Genomic DNA, 13,861 nt, shown 5'->3' with positions numbered 1-13,861 from the left:
GGCAGCGGCAAGGGTTTTTGGTCCCCGGGATGGACCGGTCCCGGAGCGCCGAATGCGCGCTTGTCACCGGCCTCCCGGAGCGACAAATTAGGCAGCAATTGCGAGGGACTGGAGTGTGACTCATCACGATCCGATCGGCCTGATCGCGCCGCATGCCGGGCTGGCCCAGCTCAACGAGCGGTCGCGCGACATTTTTCGTCAAATCGTCGAAAGCTATCTCGCCACCGGCGAGCCGGTTGGTTCGCGCAACATCTCGCGCCTGATCGCATTACCGCTGTCGCCGGCCTCGGTCCGCAACGTGATGTCGGATCTCGAGCAGCTCGGCCTGATTTACGCGCCGCACACCTCGGCGGGCCGGTTGCCGACCGAACTCGGCCTGCGGTTCTTCGTCGACGCCCTGATGCAGGTCGGCGACCTCACCGAGGCCGAGCGGCAGTCGATCCAGACCCAGCTTGCCGCCGTCGGCCGTGCGCAATCCGTCGAGGCGGCGCTCGGCGAGGCGTTGACGCGGCTGTCGGGCCTGACCCGCGCCGCGGCCGTGGTGCTGACGCAGAAGTCGAATGCGCGGCTGAAGCATATCGAATTCGTGCGGCTGGAGCCGGAGAAGGCGCTGGTCGTGCTGGTCGGCGAAGACGGCCAGGTCGAGAATCGCGTGCTGGCGCTGCCGCCCGGCGTGCCGTCCTCGGCCCTGACCGAAGCGACCAATTTCCTCAATGCGCGGATCCGCGGCCGGACGCTGGCCGAGGCGCGGCTCGAGCTCGAGACCGCGTTGACGCAAAATCGCGCCGAGCTCGACCAGCTCACGCAGAAGGTCGTCGCGGCGGGCATCGCGAGCTGGTCCGGTGGCGAGAGCGAGGACCGCCAGCTGATCGTGCGCGGCCACGCCAATCTGCTGGAGGATTTGCATGCGCTCGATGATCTCGAGCGGATCAAATCGCTGTTCGACGATCTCGAGACCAAGCGCGGCGTGATCGATCTGCTTGGCCGCGCCGAGCGCGGCGAGGGCGTGCGGATTTTCATCGGCTCGGAGAACAAGCTGTTCTCGCTGTCGGGTTCCTCGACCATCATCGCGCCCTATGGCGACGCCCAGGGCCGCATCGTCGGCGTGCTCGGCGTGATCGGGCCGACCCGGCTGAACTATGCGCGGGTGATCCCGACGGTGGATTATGCGGCGCGCATCGTCAGCAAGATGCTGGGCGGCTGACCGGAGGTGGATTTGGCTTGCATTTGACTGGTTTCCTGCACCGGCGCAGGGGATCCCGGTGCCTCAAGCCGGTAGGTTACGCTTGATTTTCGCCGCCCAAAGCACGATATCCCGGCTAGCAATCCCCAAGATTTGAACCGACGCGAGTTTTCGAGAAGGCAAGCCATGACCGATCCGAACCGGGCCAATGACAACAGCGAGAATTCGGCGCCGACGGGTGAGCCCGTGGTTTCGAAGCCCTACATCATGCCCGACGATCCCGAGGCGGGATCATCAGAGGCGCTGGCCAAGGAACTCGCCGAGGCCAAGGACCGCACGCTGCGCACGCTGGCCGAGATGGAGAACCTCCGTCAACGCACCCGCCGCGAGGTCGCCGACGCCAAGACCTACGGCATCACGGGCTTTGCCCGCGACGTGCTCGACATCGCCGACAATCTGCAACGCGCGCTCGACGCGGTGCCGGCCGAGACCAAGGAAGCCGCCGATCCCGGCCTGAAGGCGCTGCTCGAGGGCGTCGAGCTGACCGAGCGTTCGCTGCTCAACGCGCTGGAGAAGAACGGCGTCAAGAAGTTCGATCCGATCGGCGAGAAGTTCGATCCGAACTTCCAGCAGGCGATGTTCGAGGTGCCTGACGCATCGGTGCCATCAGGCACCGTGGTGCAGGTCGTGCAGGCCGGCTACATGATCGGCGAGCGCATCCTGCGTCCGGCGCTGGTCGGCGTCTCCAAGGGCGGCGCCAAGTCGGCCCCCAGCGCCGACATCACGGTCTGATCCGTCCAACCTGCGAGTCATAAGCGCGCTGTCGTGGATTCACGACGGCGGCTTCTCATGCGCCTTCGGCCAATAGGTGCCGAAGTTCCAGAGATTTCCTTCCGGGTCGCGGCAGGCGAAATCACGGCTGCCATAGTCGGTGTCGCGCAGTTCCATTTCGATTGTCGCCCCCGCCGCCTTGGCCTTCGCATGCAGGGCGTCGGGATCGTCGACCGCGACATAGATCGAATCGGTGCGGCGGCCGCCGATGTCCCCGACCAGTTTGCCATAGTCGTCGTCGCGGCTCTGGCCGAGCATCAGGATCGAGGAACCGTAGGCCAGCTCGGCGTGATGGATCACTCCATCGTGGCGGTAGACGACGTATTCGGTGAACCCGAATGCCGCCTTCAACCAGCCGACCATCGCCTCGGCATCCCTGCAACGGATCGTCGGGTAGATGCGGGGCGGTTCGATATTGCTCATGATTGCGCGTGTCCCATGTTGGTCGCCGGATGGCGACACTATGCGCAAGGCGATGCGCCGCCGGCTTGAAGGTTTGTTACCGGTCCGCCAGCAGATCGCCGGAATGCGCCAGCCGGCTGTCGGTCATCGCCAGCCGGCGCGCCCATGCCGTCGGCGGTTCCCCGGCGAATTCGACGAACTCGCGGACGAGATGGGCCTGGTCGGCATAGCCGGTTTCCGCCGCGATCGCCGCCCAGGCGCGCGGCCCGCCGCGCTGGGCGATCCGGCAGGCCTGGTGGAAGCGCATCATCCGCGCCAGCGATTTGGGGGCGAGGCCAAGCTCCGATCGAAAGCGGTCGACGAGGTGCTTGCGGCTCCACCCGATATCGGCGGCGAGCGTCGTGATCCGGATCGTGCCGGCGGATCGCGCCAGCCTGCGATAGGCGGACGCGATCTCAGGCGATGGCGCATGGTTCGCGCGACGGAGCACGAAGTCCTCGATCAGGTCGAAGCGCCGCTGCCAGCAGGTCGTATTGCCGAGCCGTTCGCGGAGCCGCCGTCCCTCGTGGCCGAGCACGTCGCCGAGATCGACCATCCGCCCGGCGAGCTCGGTGATGGTGCCGCCGAAGAAGCGGTAGGCGCCGAGCGGCGTGAAATCCACCTGCACGCTTTCGGCGCGGCCATCGGACTCGATATAGACCGGCCCCGTGTGCAGGCCCGCGGCGAAGCTGAGCTGCCGGTCGGACGCCTCGGGCCGACGCGCAAGCGCGATCAAATAGGGCGAGCCGAAGCTGACAATGAAAGGCACAATCAGCGGCGCCGTCTGGCAGTGGACGAATTGGCCTGCGACCGTCTCACGATAGCCGGTGATCCCGACAATCATGCCCGCCAGTCGTGGCGATGGCGGGCGCCGCACGAAGTCGAATTCAACGGGGGCCGCGGGCTCGGCCATGCGGACCTCGCGTGATATGCCTATGCGATGTCGGCCGACTGGATGCGCTTGACGCCGGCCTTGGCCATGTCGTCCCAGGCCTTGGCCAGCGATCCCTGGGTGTCGATGCCGCGGCAGGCATCCTCCACCACATAGGTCTCGAAGCCGGCCTTGCGCGCATCGAGCGCGGTCCACGCTACGCAGAAATCGGTGGCGAGCCCGGCCACGAACACCCGCTCGACCTTGCGCGCCTTCAGATAAGCGGCAAGTCCCGTGGTGGTCTTGCCATCTGCCTCGGTGAACGCCGAGTAGCTGTCGACGTCCTTGTGAAAACCCTTGCGGATGATCAGCTCGGCTTGCGGGATCGCGAGTTCCTTCGACAGCGAGGCTCCGTCGGTTCCCTGCACGCAATGGTCGGGCCACAGCACCTGTTTGCCGTAGGCGAGGTCGATGGTCTCAAACGGCTTCTTGCCGGTATGGGCCGAGGCGAACGAGACATGACCGGGCGTGTGCCAATCCTGCGTCATCACCACATTGGCAAAGTGCTTGGCGATCTTGTTGATGACCGGCACGACCTGCTCGCCATCTTTCACGGCGAGGCTGCCGCCGGGCAGGAAGCAGTTCTGGACGTCGATCACGAGCAGCGCGGAGCCGTCGTCAGGCTTGATCGCGGCGGCCCATAGGCTCCTTGGAACCAGCGTCGCAAGCGCCATTGTGCCGAGGCCTGCAACAACCTGTCGTCGATCCAACATCGCGCCCCTCCTCGCTTTACGTGATATCGCGAGGAGGCTAGTTCCGTTCGCTGACCAGCGGAAGTCCGATTTTTTGGCGATCAGCCGCGCGGCTGGATGCCGTCGCGCACCGCGCGGAAACGTGGGAAGGCGGTTTCCCAATCGGTGCGCGGCGAGCTGCCGATGATGCGCATCGAGGTTTGCGCGCCGAACCGCAGCCACTGCACGATGGTCACCGGGGTGTTGTCCTTGCCGCTGACGGCGTCGATCCGGGTTTCGAAGCCGGGCTGACCCTCGATCCGGATCGGCTCGGACATGGTGATGCGGCCGTCGCGTACGCCGGGGATCGTGGTCGCGATCTGCTGGGCGAAGCGGCCACGGTCGTCGGGCGTGGCCGGAGCCGAACCGATGATGCCAAGCAGCATGAAGGGCTTGGCCTCGAGGCCCTTGTCGTCGCCGTCGGCCATCAGCAGCGCCGCGCCCGGCGCCAGCATGCGGATATTCTTGAAGCCGCTGAGCTCGGTGACCTTGAACGGCATCATGCCGAGCTGCTCGTCGACCGGCACGTCCTTGCGGACTTCGGCCGAGGCGAACATCTGTCGCACGGCGTCGTCGGTGTAGATCTTGCTGGCGTTCTCCGGCACCTGCACCGCGACGTAGCCGGAGAAGGTCGGTCCCGGCAGGATCATGGAATAGCGCCGCACATTGGTCGCGCCGTCGCGCGCGCTCTCCACCGTATAATAGGCAACGCCGGCGGCGGTCTCGAGGCTCTCGGGCTTGATGCCGCCGGTGCCGGCGGGGTTCGCCTTGAAGGCATTCACGACCTCGGTATAGGCATCTGCCGGCAAGTCGGCGATCAGGACCTTCACGCCCTGGTCCTCGGTCTCGAAGCCGATGAACGTCTTGGCGCGGACGAGACCCACCAGCGGTTTCATCCCGACATGCGCGCCCGGCGGAAACACCACGTCGGCGGCGAAGCCACGACAGGTGGCAGCAATCAGCAAGGCAACCGCAACGAGAACTCGAAAAGGCGTCATGGGGAATCTACCGGTTTTGCTTGGTGGCCGCGCAGCGGGGCCGGTGCAGGGCTGGATGGCCTCTTTCCAGTCGGACCGCTTTTAGCGGTTTTGATGGCCCTGCAACAGGCCGCCAAATCTCCGCTCCGGGCCTGTCGGCCCGATTCCGTTGGCTTTTCGCCCTGATTGGCAGGCACTTTGCAGTTTCCTGAGGTTTCCGTGAAAGAGGTCAGCTGCGGCCGGCAGCGGCCAAACAGCGCGCCCTCGACCTGTGCGCGCTCTCGCATACGACGTTTGTGAGCGTTCACTCAACAGCCGTGACGTCGCGCGCGGCCGCTCGCGGTCGACGCCGCCCGGCATCATTGCCGATTTGTTAACTTGGCCAGGAGCTGGCTTGGAGCTGGCTTGGGGCTGGCTCGGGCTTGAACCGGTGCCGCAGGCGAACTGACACAATCTTTCAAACGTCAGTCTTTTCAGGCCTCAACGTTGCGTCCAGTCCTTGCGGGCAGGACCCTCTCTCCTATATCAGGCTCACCGTCGCAATATCGCGAGTATGTGAACGTCTGGGGGTCGGTACGGAGCGCCGTCAGGGCCCAACCAACCTGCCGTAACAAAGAGGATTTGAAAACCATGGGTAAGGTCATTGGGATCGACCTCGGCACCACGAATTCGTGCGTCGCCGTAATGGATGGCAAGAACGCCAAGGTGATCGAGAATGCCGAGGGCATGCGAACGACGCCGTCGATCGTTGCCTTCACTGACGATGGCGAGCGCCTCGTCGGCCAGCCGGCGAAGCGCCAGGCGGTGACCAATCCCGAGCGTACGTTCTTTGCGGTGAAGCGCCTGATCGGCCGCCGCTATGACGACCCGATGGTCGAGAAGGACAAGAAGCTCGTTCCCTACAAGATCGTCAAGGCATCGAACGGCGACGCCTGGGTCGAAGCCGATGGCAAGACCTATTCGCCCTCGCAGGTCTCGGCCTTCATCCTGCAGAAGATGAAGGAGACCGCTGAGGCGCATCTCGGCCAGAAGGTCGATCAGGCCGTCATCACCGTTCCCGCTTATTTCAACGACGCACAGCGTCAGGCCACCAAGGACGCCGGCAAGATCGCCGGCCTCGAGGTGCTGCGCATCATCAACGAGCCGACCGCGGCCGCGCTGGCTTACGGCCTCGACAAGACCAAGGCCGGCACGATCGCCGTGTACGACCTCGGCGGCGGCACCTTCGACGTCTCGATCCTCGAGATCGGCGACGGCGTGTTCGAGGTGAAGTCGACCAACGGCGACACCTTCCTCGGCGGCGAAGATTTCGACATGCGCCTGGTCGGTTATCTCGCCGACGAGTTCCAGAAGGAGCAGGGCATCAACCTGCGCAACGACAAGCTCGCTTTGCAGCGCCTGAAGGAAGCTGCGGAGAAGGCCAAGATCGAGCTGTCGTCGACCACGCAGACCGAAATCAACCTGCCGTTCATCACGGCCGACCAGACCGGTCCGAAGCATCTGACGATGAAGCTGACCCGCGCCAAGTTCGAGGCGCTGGTGGCCGATCTCGTCGAGAAGACCATCGAGCCGTGCCGCAAGGCGCTGAAGGATGCCGGCCTGACCGCCGGCGAGATCGGCGAAGTGGTGCTGGTCGGCGGCATGACCCGCATGCCGAAGATCCAGGAAGTGGTGAAGCAGTTCTTCGGCAAGGAGCCGCACAAGGGCGTCAACCCCGACGAAGTCGTCGCGATCGGCGCTGCGATCCAGGCCGGCGTGCTGCAAGGCGACGTCAAGGACGTGCTGCTGCTCGACGTGACCCCGCTGTCGCTGGGCATCGAGACGCTGGGCGGCGTGTTCACCCGCATCATCGACCGCAACACCACGATCCCGACCAAGAAGAGTCAGGTGTTCTCGACCGCCGAAGACAATCAGGGCGCCGTGACCATCCGCGTCTTCCAGGGCGAGCGTGAAATGGCGGCCGACAACAAGATGCTCGGCCAGTTCGACCTGATGGGCATTCCGCCGGCGCCGCGCGGCATGCCGCAGATCGAGGTGACCTTCGACATCGACGCCAACGGCATCGTCAACGTCTCCGCCAAGGACAAGGCGACCGGCAAGGAACAGCAGATCCGGATCCAGGCATCCGGCGGTCTGTCCGAGGCCGACATCGACAAGATGGTCAAGGACGCCGAGGTCAACGCGGCCGAGGACAAGAAGCGCCGCGAGGCAGTCGACGCCAAGAACCACGCCGATGGCCTGGTCCATTCGACCGAGAAGGCCCTGGCCGAACACGGTTCGAAGATCGCCGACACCGAGCGCCGCGCGATCGAGGATGCCGTCAGCGACCTCAAGGAAGCGCTGAAGGGCGACGACGCCGAGGCGATCAAGGCCAAGACCAACACGCTGGCGCAGGCTTCGATGAAGCTCGGCGAGGCCATGTACAAGCAGCAGGCCGAGGCCGATGCGGCCAAGGACGCTGCCAAGGATGACGTTGTCGACGCGGAGTTCACCGAGGTCGACGACGACAAGAACAGCAAGAAGTCTGCCTAAGCGGGCTTGCGATCATGACCCTCACACCAAAGAGCACGCGCCGCGTCTCGGAGGAGTGGGGGTCATTTTTCTTTAAGGCGATCGCTGCATCTTCCAGACAGGCGCAATCCTCGACGCGATCCTGAACGCAATCTTTTGGCGATCGCGATGAACTTCGGACGGAATTGAAGGATGTCCACCAAGCGCTGCTACTACGAGACCCTCGAGGTCGAACGGAATGCGGACGAGACCAAGCTCAAATCGGCTTTCCGCAAGCTCGCGATGAAGTGGCATCCGGACAAGAATCCCGGCGACGCCTCGAGCGAAGTCCGCTTCAAGGAGATCAACGAAGCCTATGAGGTCCTGAAGGACGGCGACAAGCGCGCCGCCTATGACCGCTTCGGCCATGCCGCCTTCGAGCAGGGCATGGGCGGCGGCGGGCCCGGCTTCGGCGCCGGCTTCGCCTCCTCCTTCTCCGACATCTTCGAGGATCTGTTCGGCATGGCCGGGCAGCGCCGCGGTAGCGGCGGCCGCGAGCGCGGCGCCGACCTGCGCTACAACATGGAGATCACGCTCGAGGAAGCCTTCCAGGGCAAGACCGCGCAGATCGAGATCCCGGTCTCGGTCACCTGCGAATCCTGCTCGGGCACTGGCGCCAAGGCCGGCACCAAGCCGAAGACCTGCTCGCATTGCGGTGGCGCCGGCCGCATCCGGCAGGCCCAGGGCTTCTTCACGCTGGAGCGGACCTGCCCCGCCTGCCAGGGCCGCGGCCAGATGATCGAGGACGCCTGCACCTCCTGCGTCGGTTCTGGCCGGGTGACGCGCGAGCGCACGCTGTCGGTCAACATTCCCCCGGGAGTCGAGGACGGCACCCGCATTCGTCTCGCCGGCGAAGGCGAGGCCGGCGTGCGCGGCGGACCGCCCGGCGATCTCTACATCTTCCTGTCGCTGACCACCCATCAGTTCTTCCAGCGCGACGGTGCCGATCTGCATTGCCGCGTGCCGATCTCGATGGTGACCGCGGCGCTCGGCGGCGAGTTCGAGGTGCCGACCATCGACAAGGCCAAGACCAAGGTGAAGGTGCCGTCCGGCACCCAGTCCGGCCGGCGATTCCGCATCGCATCAAAGGGCATGCCGGTGCTCCGGTCGCGCCAGACCGGCGACATGTACGTCCAGGTTGTGGTCGAAACCCCGCAGAATCTGACCAAGAAACAGCAGGAATTGCTGATGGAGTTCGAAAAACTCTCGTCCGGCGCAACCCAGCCGGAGGCCGCGGGTTTCTTCTCTAAGGTCAAGGACTTCTTCGGCAACCGCGCCGTCTAGTCGAAGTCGTTGCGCTTGACCGTAACGACTTCGATCTATACGTGTTTATGACTGTTTTCTGACAACCGCTCGATTGTGCGGTCCCCGCCTGGTAGCGACATGCCTTTGCAATCGTCCGTGCGTGCGTCGAAGAAGCCCCTCCGTCTCGACGACGAGGTTCGTTTTCTCCGTTCATGGATTGAGAAACCGCTGCATATGGGCGCGGTGATGCCGTCCGGACGGCTGCTTGCGCGCACCATGGCGCAATATGTCGATCGTGACGCCGAAGGGCCGGTCGTCGAGCTTGGACCAGGCACCGGGGCGATCACCAATGCGCTGATCGAGCATGGCGTCGATCAGAAGCGTCTCGTCCTGGTTGAGTACAATCCCGGCTTCTGCGCGTTGCTGCGCGAACGCTATCCGCAGGCCAAGGTGGTGCAGGGTGACGCCTACCGGTTGCGCGACACGCTGTGGGACGTCATGAAGTCTCCGGCCTCGGCCGTGGTCTCCGGCCTGCCGCTGGTCACCAAGCCGATGCTGACCCGCCTGAAACTGGTCCGCGACGCCTTCCTGGCGCTCGCCCCCGGCGCGCCCTTCGTGCAGTTCACCTATTCGGTGGTGCCGCCGATTCCGAAGTCGCTGCCGGGCGTGTCCACAGAGGCCTCGGAGCGGATCTGGATGAACCTTCCGCCCGCGCGGGTCTGGGTGTATCGCAAGGGCTGAAACGCGCCTTGCGTCATCGCGCCGGGCGGGTCCCAACCGCGATGTCCTGAATGTCCGCGCTGAAAATCCTCGTGATCCCGGGATCGCTTCGGTCCGGCTCGCTCAATGCGAAGCTCGCCGCCGTGCTGGCGCACGAGCTCGCGCAGCTGGGGGCCGACGTCGGTCGCATCTCGCTCGGCGACTTCCCGCTGCCGATCTATGACGGCGACCTACAGGCCAAATCGGGCGTGCCGCAGCACGCGGTCAACCTGAAGCGGATGATCGGCGCCCATCACGGCGTGCTGATCGTGACCCCGGAATACAATTCCTCGGTGCCGGCGCTGGTGAAGAACACGATCGACTGGGTCAGCCGCGTGCAGGATCCGCACGAGACGCGCGGCCAGGTGTTCCGCGAGCGGGTGTTCGCGATCGCCGCGGCATCCGGCAACCGGCTCGGCGGCAGCCGTGCGCTGGCGGCGCTGCGCCTGATCCTGTCGGCCTGCTACGCGAGCGTGATCCCGAACCAGCTCGCGCTGTCATTCGCCGAGCAGGCTTATGACGATATGGATCGCCTGAAACACCAGGCCGACATCGACGCGATGCGGGCACTGGTGCGGCAGCTGATCGACCATTCCCAACGCATGATGTGAGGTGACATGCAGCCAGCCAAGATCATTCCAGGGATCGCTCCGAAGGACCGGTTGATTGTGGCGCTCGATCTGCCGTCGGTCGCGAGCGCCGAGGCGATGATCGACAGGCTCGGCGACAGCGTCACCTTCTACAAGATCGGCTATCAGCTCGGTTACGCCGGTGGCCTCGCGTTGGCCAAGCAGCTTGCCGGCAGCGGCAAGAAGGTGTTTCTCGATCTCAAGCTGCACGACATCGGCAACACGGTCGCGCGCGGCGTCGAGAGCGTCGCCGGTCTCGGCGCGACCTTTCTCACCGTGCATGCCTATCCGCAGACCATGAAAGCGGCGGTCGAGGCCCGCGCCGGCACCAGCCTGAAGATCCTCGCGGTGACGGTCCTAACCTCCTACGACGAGGCCGACCTTCAGGCGGCAGGCTATCGCCTCAACGTCTCCGACCTCGTCGAGGCGCGCGCCAGGCAGGCGCTGGCGGTGGGGGTCGACGGCCTCGTCAGCTCGCCCGAGGAGGCGGCTGCGTTGCGCATAATCGTCGGCGATCGGATGCACCTGGTGACGCCGGGGATCCGCCCCGCGGGCTCGGCGACCGGCGACCAGAAGCGTATCATGACCCCGGCCCGCGCCATTGCCGCCGGCGCCGACTATCTGGTGGTCGGACGTCCGGTGATGGACGCCGCCGATCCGAAGGCCGCGGCCGAAGCCATTCAAACCGAGATCGCCCAGGCGCTCGCCTGAACCTGCAACAAGGGAGAAGACAGATGGCGAAGGGATACTGGATCGGACGCGTCGACGTTCACAATGACGAGGGCTACAAGCCCTACGCGGTCGCCAATCTCGCGATCTTCAAGAAGTTCGGCGGCCGTTACGTGGTCCGCGGCGGCCAGCTCAACTGCGTCGAGGGCCAGAGCCGCTCCCGCAATGTCGTGATCGAATTCCCCGACTACGCAACCGCGATGGCCTGCTACAATTCGCCGGAGTACCAGGCCAACATCAAGGTGCGGCAGCCTCATTCGATCGCCGACCTGATCGTCATCGAGGGCTATGACGGCCCGCAACCCTGACCGTCGGGCGGCCGGTTCGGTTGCCGGAACAGCCATGGCTCGCTATACGGCTTTGAGAGGTGAGCCATGGCTGACATGCGTCTGATTGTTGCGGGAGCCGGCGGCCGGATGGGTCGCACGCTGGCGCGGGTGATTGATGAAACCCCGGGGGCGGTGCAGGTCGGCGCGCTGGAAGCGCCGGGCTCGGAGCTGCTCGGCAAGGATGCCGGCGTGTTGGCCGGGCTCCCCGCCAATGGGGTCAAGCTGTCGGCCGACCTGTGGTCGATGTCGGCCAACGCCGACGGCATCCTGGATTTCACCGTGCCGGCCGCCACCATCGCCAATGTCGCGATTGCGGCCGAGCGTGGCCTGGTCCACGTCATCGGCACCACCGGCCTGTCGCCGTCCGACGATGCGGTGATCAGGAGCGTCACCAATCGCGCCATCGTGGTGAAGTCGGGCAATATGAGCCTCGGCGTCAATCTGCTCGCCGCGCTCGTCAAGCGCGTCGCGCAGTCGCTCGACCAGGGCTTCGACATCGAAATTCTCGAAATGCACCACAAGTCCAAGATCGATGCGCCGTCGGGCACCGCCCTGATGCTCGGCGAAGCCGCCGCTGCGGGACGCAAGATCGCGCTCGAGCAGCATTCGGCACGCGGCCGCGACGGCCTCACCGGCGCCCGGCGTGCCGGCGACATCGGCTTCGCTTCGCTGCGCGGCGGCACCGCCGCCGGCGATCACAGCGTGATCTTTGCCGGACCCTCGGAACGCATCACGCTGTCGCATCATGCCGAGGATCGCGCGCTGTTCGCACAAGGCGCGCTGAAGGCGGCGCTGTGGGCGCATGGCAAGAAGCCCGGCATGTATTCGATGACCGACGTTCTCGGGTTGAACGACTGAGACCGCTCGACGAGATCAAATCCAGCCAAAGCGAAAACGGAATCTGAAATGAGTGATCGTCTTCTCGTGCTCGTTCGTCACGGTCAGAGCGAATGGAATCTGAAGAATCTGTTCACCGGGTGGAAGGACCCCGACCTCACCGAGCAAGGCGTCGGCGAAGCGAAGGACGCCGGCCGCAAGCTCAAGGCGCAGGGCCTGTCGTTTGATGTCGCCTTCACCTCCGACCTGACGCGGGCCCAGCACACGCTGAAGCTGATGCTGGAGGAGATCGGCCAGACCGGGCTGCCGACGACGAAGAATCTCGCGCTCAACGAACGCGACTATGGCGATCTCTCCGGCCTCAACAAGGACGACGCCCGCAAGAAGTGGGGCGAGGACCAGGTGCTGGTCTGGCGCCGCTCCTACGACGTGCCGCCGCCCGCCGGCGAGAGCCTGAAGGACACCCTGGCGCGCACGCTGCCCTATTACGTGCAGGAGATCCTGCCCGGCGTGCTGCGCGGCCAGCGCACGCTGATCGCCGCCCACGGCAATTCGCTGCGCGCGCTGATCATGGTGCTGGAGAAGCTTTCGCCGGAGCAGATCCTCAAGCGCGAACTCGCCACCGGCGCGCCGGTGGTCTATCGGCTCAATGCCGATTCGACCGTGGCGTCGAAGGTCGATCTGGCGGGGTAGGACGGTAGGATGGGTAGAGCGCAGCGAAACCCATCATCTTCGTCTTCATTGCGCGAGTGATGGATTTCGCTGCGCTCTACCCATCCTACAATCGCTCAATGCAATCCCACCTGCCCGGCTTCCCAGCCGAGCATCGCCTGCTTGCGGGTGACGCCCCAGTGATAGCCGGTCAGCGCGCCGCTCTTGCCGAGCGCGCGATGGCACGGCACCACGAATGACACCGGGTTGCGTCCGACCGCGGCGCCGACCGCGCGCGAGGCCTTCGGGTTGCTGATCTTGTTGGCGATGTCCGAATAGCTCACCGCGCGGCCCATCGGGATCCTGAGCAGCGTTTCCCACACCCGGACCTCGAAGTCGGTGCCGATCAGCACGACGCGCAGCGGCTGGTCAGCGCGCCACAGCCTAGTGTCGAACACGCGCTGCGCCAATGCGCTGGTGCCGTCGGTGTCCTCGACATAGGTCGCGTTCGGCCAGCGCCGCTTCATGTCGGCGAATGCGGTCTGCTCGTCGCCGGGATCGGCGAACGCAAGCCCCGCCAGTCCGCGATCCGTCGCGATCACGATCGCGGTGCCGAACGGCGAGGGATGGAAGCCGTAGCGCAGCGTCATGCCGCCGCCGCCGGTCTTCCATTCGCCCGGCGACATCGCCTCATGGGTGACGAACAGATCGTGCAACCGGCCCGGCCCCGAAAGGCCGGAGTCGAGCGCCGCGTCGAGCACGCTGGCCGAATCGCGCAACAGGTTCTTGGCGTGATCCAGCGTCAGCGCCTGCATGAAGGCCTTCGGGGTCAGCCCGGCCCAGCGGCGGAACAGATGGTGCAGCTCATCCGGCGTGACGGCGGCGGCATCGGCCATCGCTTCGATCGTCGGCTGCGTGCGCCAGTGCTCCGAGATGAAGGCGATGGCGCGCCGCACCGAATCATAGTCGCGCAGCGCGGCGTGCTGGAGGCCCGGCTTGGCCAGGCGCTGATCGTGTATGGCGAGTGTCATCATGGTG

The 13,861-nt window shown here is 65.3% G+C and carries 15 protein-coding genes; 10 read left to right on the top strand and 5 right to left on the bottom strand.

From position 1 onward, the window contains the following. Window positions 1-115: 115 nt before the first annotated feature. Window positions 116-1,204, top strand: a complete 1,089-nt coding sequence (gene hrcA / locus CWS35_RS06010; protein WP_021078184.1) for a heat-inducible transcriptional repressor HrcA — start codon at window positions 116-118, stop codon at window positions 1,202-1,204. Between the two features lie 165 nt (window positions 1,205-1,369). Further along, complete coding sequence (gene grpE, locus CWS35_RS06005) at window positions 1,370-1,975, top strand: nucleotide exchange factor GrpE (RefSeq protein WP_100951288.1); 606 nt, start codon at window positions 1,370-1,372, stop codon at window positions 1,973-1,975. Window positions 1,976-2,014: 39 nt separating this feature from the next. On the opposite strand, the gene CWS35_RS06000 is transcribed toward grpE, so the two are convergent. From CWS35_RS06000 to CWS35_RS05985, 4 genes are all read right to left on the bottom strand, one after another. Continuing rightward, window positions 2,015-2,437, bottom strand: coding sequence for a VOC family protein (locus CWS35_RS06000; protein ID WP_029879996.1), 423 nt, complete (start codon window positions 2,435-2,437; stop codon window positions 2,015-2,017). Between the two features lie 76 nt (window positions 2,438-2,513). Beyond that, on the bottom strand, window positions 2,514-3,368 hold the full coding sequence (locus CWS35_RS05995) for an AraC family transcriptional regulator (protein WP_100951286.1): 855 nt from the start codon (window positions 3,366-3,368) through the stop codon (window positions 2,514-2,516). Between the two features lie 20 nt (window positions 3,369-3,388). After that, entirely contained in the window at window positions 3,389-4,099 is a 711-nt protein-coding gene (gene pncA, locus CWS35_RS05990) for a bifunctional nicotinamidase/pyrazinamidase (protein WP_024584262.1), read from the bottom strand. 80 nt (window positions 4,100-4,179) lie between these two features. Continuing rightward, window positions 4,180-5,115, bottom strand: a complete 936-nt coding sequence (locus CWS35_RS05985) for a hypothetical protein (protein WP_024584263.1) — start codon at window positions 5,113-5,115, stop codon at window positions 4,180-4,182. Between the two features lie 609 nt (window positions 5,116-5,724). Here CWS35_RS05985 and dnaK point away from each other — a divergent pair. The 8 genes from dnaK (at window position 5,725) to CWS35_RS05945 (ending at window position 12,865) form a co-directional block, all read left to right on the top strand. After that, complete coding sequence (dnaK, locus tag CWS35_RS05980; RefSeq protein ID WP_024584264.1) at window positions 5,725-7,626, top strand: molecular chaperone DnaK; 1,902 nt, start codon at window positions 5,725-5,727, stop codon at window positions 7,624-7,626. Window positions 7,627-7,797: 171 nt separating this feature from the next. Then, the gene (gene dnaJ / locus CWS35_RS05975) at window positions 7,798-8,928 is read left to right on the top strand and encodes a molecular chaperone DnaJ (protein WP_100951284.1); all 1,131 of its coding nucleotides are present in this window, start codon (window positions 7,798-7,800) and stop codon (window positions 8,926-8,928) included. A 99-nt stretch (window positions 8,929-9,027) separates the two neighbouring features. Further along, entirely contained in the window at window positions 9,028-9,630 is a 603-nt protein-coding gene (locus tag CWS35_RS05970; protein ID WP_024584266.1) for a class I SAM-dependent methyltransferase, read from the top strand. A 50-nt stretch (window positions 9,631-9,680) separates the two neighbouring features. Continuing rightward, window positions 9,681-10,259: an NADPH-dependent FMN reductase gene (locus CWS35_RS05965; protein WP_100951281.1), complete on the top strand. Its 579-nt coding sequence runs from the start codon at window positions 9,681-9,683 to the stop codon at window positions 10,257-10,259. A gap of 6 nt (window positions 10,260-10,265) precedes the next feature. Further along, window positions 10,266-10,988 carry an orotidine-5'-phosphate decarboxylase gene (gene pyrF, locus CWS35_RS05960; RefSeq protein WP_100951279.1) on the top strand — a complete coding sequence of 241 codons (723 nt, stop codon included), beginning with the start codon at window positions 10,266-10,268 and terminating at the stop codon, window positions 10,986-10,988. Between the two features lie 23 nt (window positions 10,989-11,011). Continuing rightward, window positions 11,012-11,314 carry a DUF1330 domain-containing protein gene (locus CWS35_RS05955; RefSeq protein WP_024584269.1) on the top strand — a complete coding sequence of 101 codons (303 nt, stop codon included), beginning with the start codon at window positions 11,012-11,014 and terminating at the stop codon, window positions 11,312-11,314. A gap of 66 nt (window positions 11,315-11,380) precedes the next feature. After that, window positions 11,381-12,193: a 4-hydroxy-tetrahydrodipicolinate reductase gene (gene dapB, locus CWS35_RS05950; RefSeq protein WP_024584270.1), complete on the top strand. Its 813-nt coding sequence runs from the start codon at window positions 11,381-11,383 to the stop codon at window positions 12,191-12,193. Between the two features lie 48 nt (window positions 12,194-12,241). Continuing rightward, the gene (locus CWS35_RS05945) at window positions 12,242-12,865 is read left to right on the top strand and encodes a 2,3-bisphosphoglycerate-dependent phosphoglycerate mutase (protein WP_100951277.1); all 624 of its coding nucleotides are present in this window, start codon (window positions 12,242-12,244) and stop codon (window positions 12,863-12,865) included. Between the two features lie 95 nt (window positions 12,866-12,960). Here the strand turns inward: CWS35_RS05945 and CWS35_RS05940 are convergent, their stop codons facing one another. Next, window positions 12,961-13,857 carry a bifunctional helix-turn-helix domain-containing protein/methylated-DNA--[protein]-cysteine S-methyltransferase gene (locus CWS35_RS05940; RefSeq protein WP_024584272.1) on the bottom strand — a complete coding sequence of 299 codons (897 nt, stop codon included), beginning with the start codon at window positions 13,855-13,857 and terminating at the stop codon, window positions 12,961-12,963. Window positions 13,858-13,861: the final 4 nt, after the last annotated feature.

The sequence above is a fragment of the Bradyrhizobium sp. SK17 genome, assembly GCF_002831585.1.
Classification (GTDB): domain Bacteria; phylum Pseudomonadota; class Alphaproteobacteria; order Rhizobiales; family Xanthobacteraceae; genus Bradyrhizobium.
Note: the sequence above shows the minus strand (reverse complement) of the source record. Positions and strands in the feature narration are given on the sequence as shown.

Bases quoted from the DNA above. Each gene is read 5' to 3' on its own strand.
- grpE (WP_100951288.1), top strand. From the start codon at position 1,370: ATGACCGATCCGAACCGGGCCAATGACAACAGCGAGAATTCGGCGCCG.
- CWS35_RS06000 (WP_029879996.1), bottom strand. From the start codon at position 2,437: ATGAGCAATATCGAACCGCCCCGCATCTACCCGACGATCCGTTGCAGG.
- CWS35_RS05995 (WP_100951286.1), bottom strand. From the start codon at position 3,368: ATGGCCGAGCCCGCGGCCCCCGTTGAATTCGACTTCGTGCGGCGCCCG.
- pncA (WP_024584262.1), bottom strand. From the start codon at position 4,099: ATGTTGGATCGACGACAGGTTGTTGCAGGCCTCGGCACAATGGCGCTT.
- CWS35_RS05985 (WP_024584263.1), bottom strand. From the start codon at position 5,115: ATGACGCCTTTTCGAGTTCTCGTTGCGGTTGCCTTGCTGATTGCTGCC.
- dnaK (WP_024584264.1), top strand. From the start codon at position 5,725: ATGGGTAAGGTCATTGGGATCGACCTCGGCACCACGAATTCGTGCGTC.
- dnaJ (WP_100951284.1), top strand. From the start codon at position 7,798: ATGTCCACCAAGCGCTGCTACTACGAGACCCTCGAGGTCGAACGGAAT.
- CWS35_RS05970 (WP_024584266.1), top strand. From the start codon at position 9,028: ATGCCTTTGCAATCGTCCGTGCGTGCGTCGAAGAAGCCCCTCCGTCTC.
- CWS35_RS05965 (WP_100951281.1), top strand. From the start codon at position 9,681: ATGTCCGCGCTGAAAATCCTCGTGATCCCGGGATCGCTTCGGTCCGGC.
- pyrF (WP_100951279.1), top strand. From the start codon at position 10,266: ATGCAGCCAGCCAAGATCATTCCAGGGATCGCTCCGAAGGACCGGTTG.
- CWS35_RS05955 (WP_024584269.1), top strand. From the start codon at position 11,012: ATGGCGAAGGGATACTGGATCGGACGCGTCGACGTTCACAATGACGAG.
- dapB (WP_024584270.1), top strand. From the start codon at position 11,381: ATGGCTGACATGCGTCTGATTGTTGCGGGAGCCGGCGGCCGGATGGGT.
- CWS35_RS05945 (WP_100951277.1), top strand. From the start codon at position 12,242: ATGAGTGATCGTCTTCTCGTGCTCGTTCGTCACGGTCAGAGCGAATGG.
- CWS35_RS05940 (WP_024584272.1), bottom strand. From the start codon at position 13,857: ATGATGACACTCGCCATACACGATCAGCGCCTGGCCAAGCCGGGCCTC.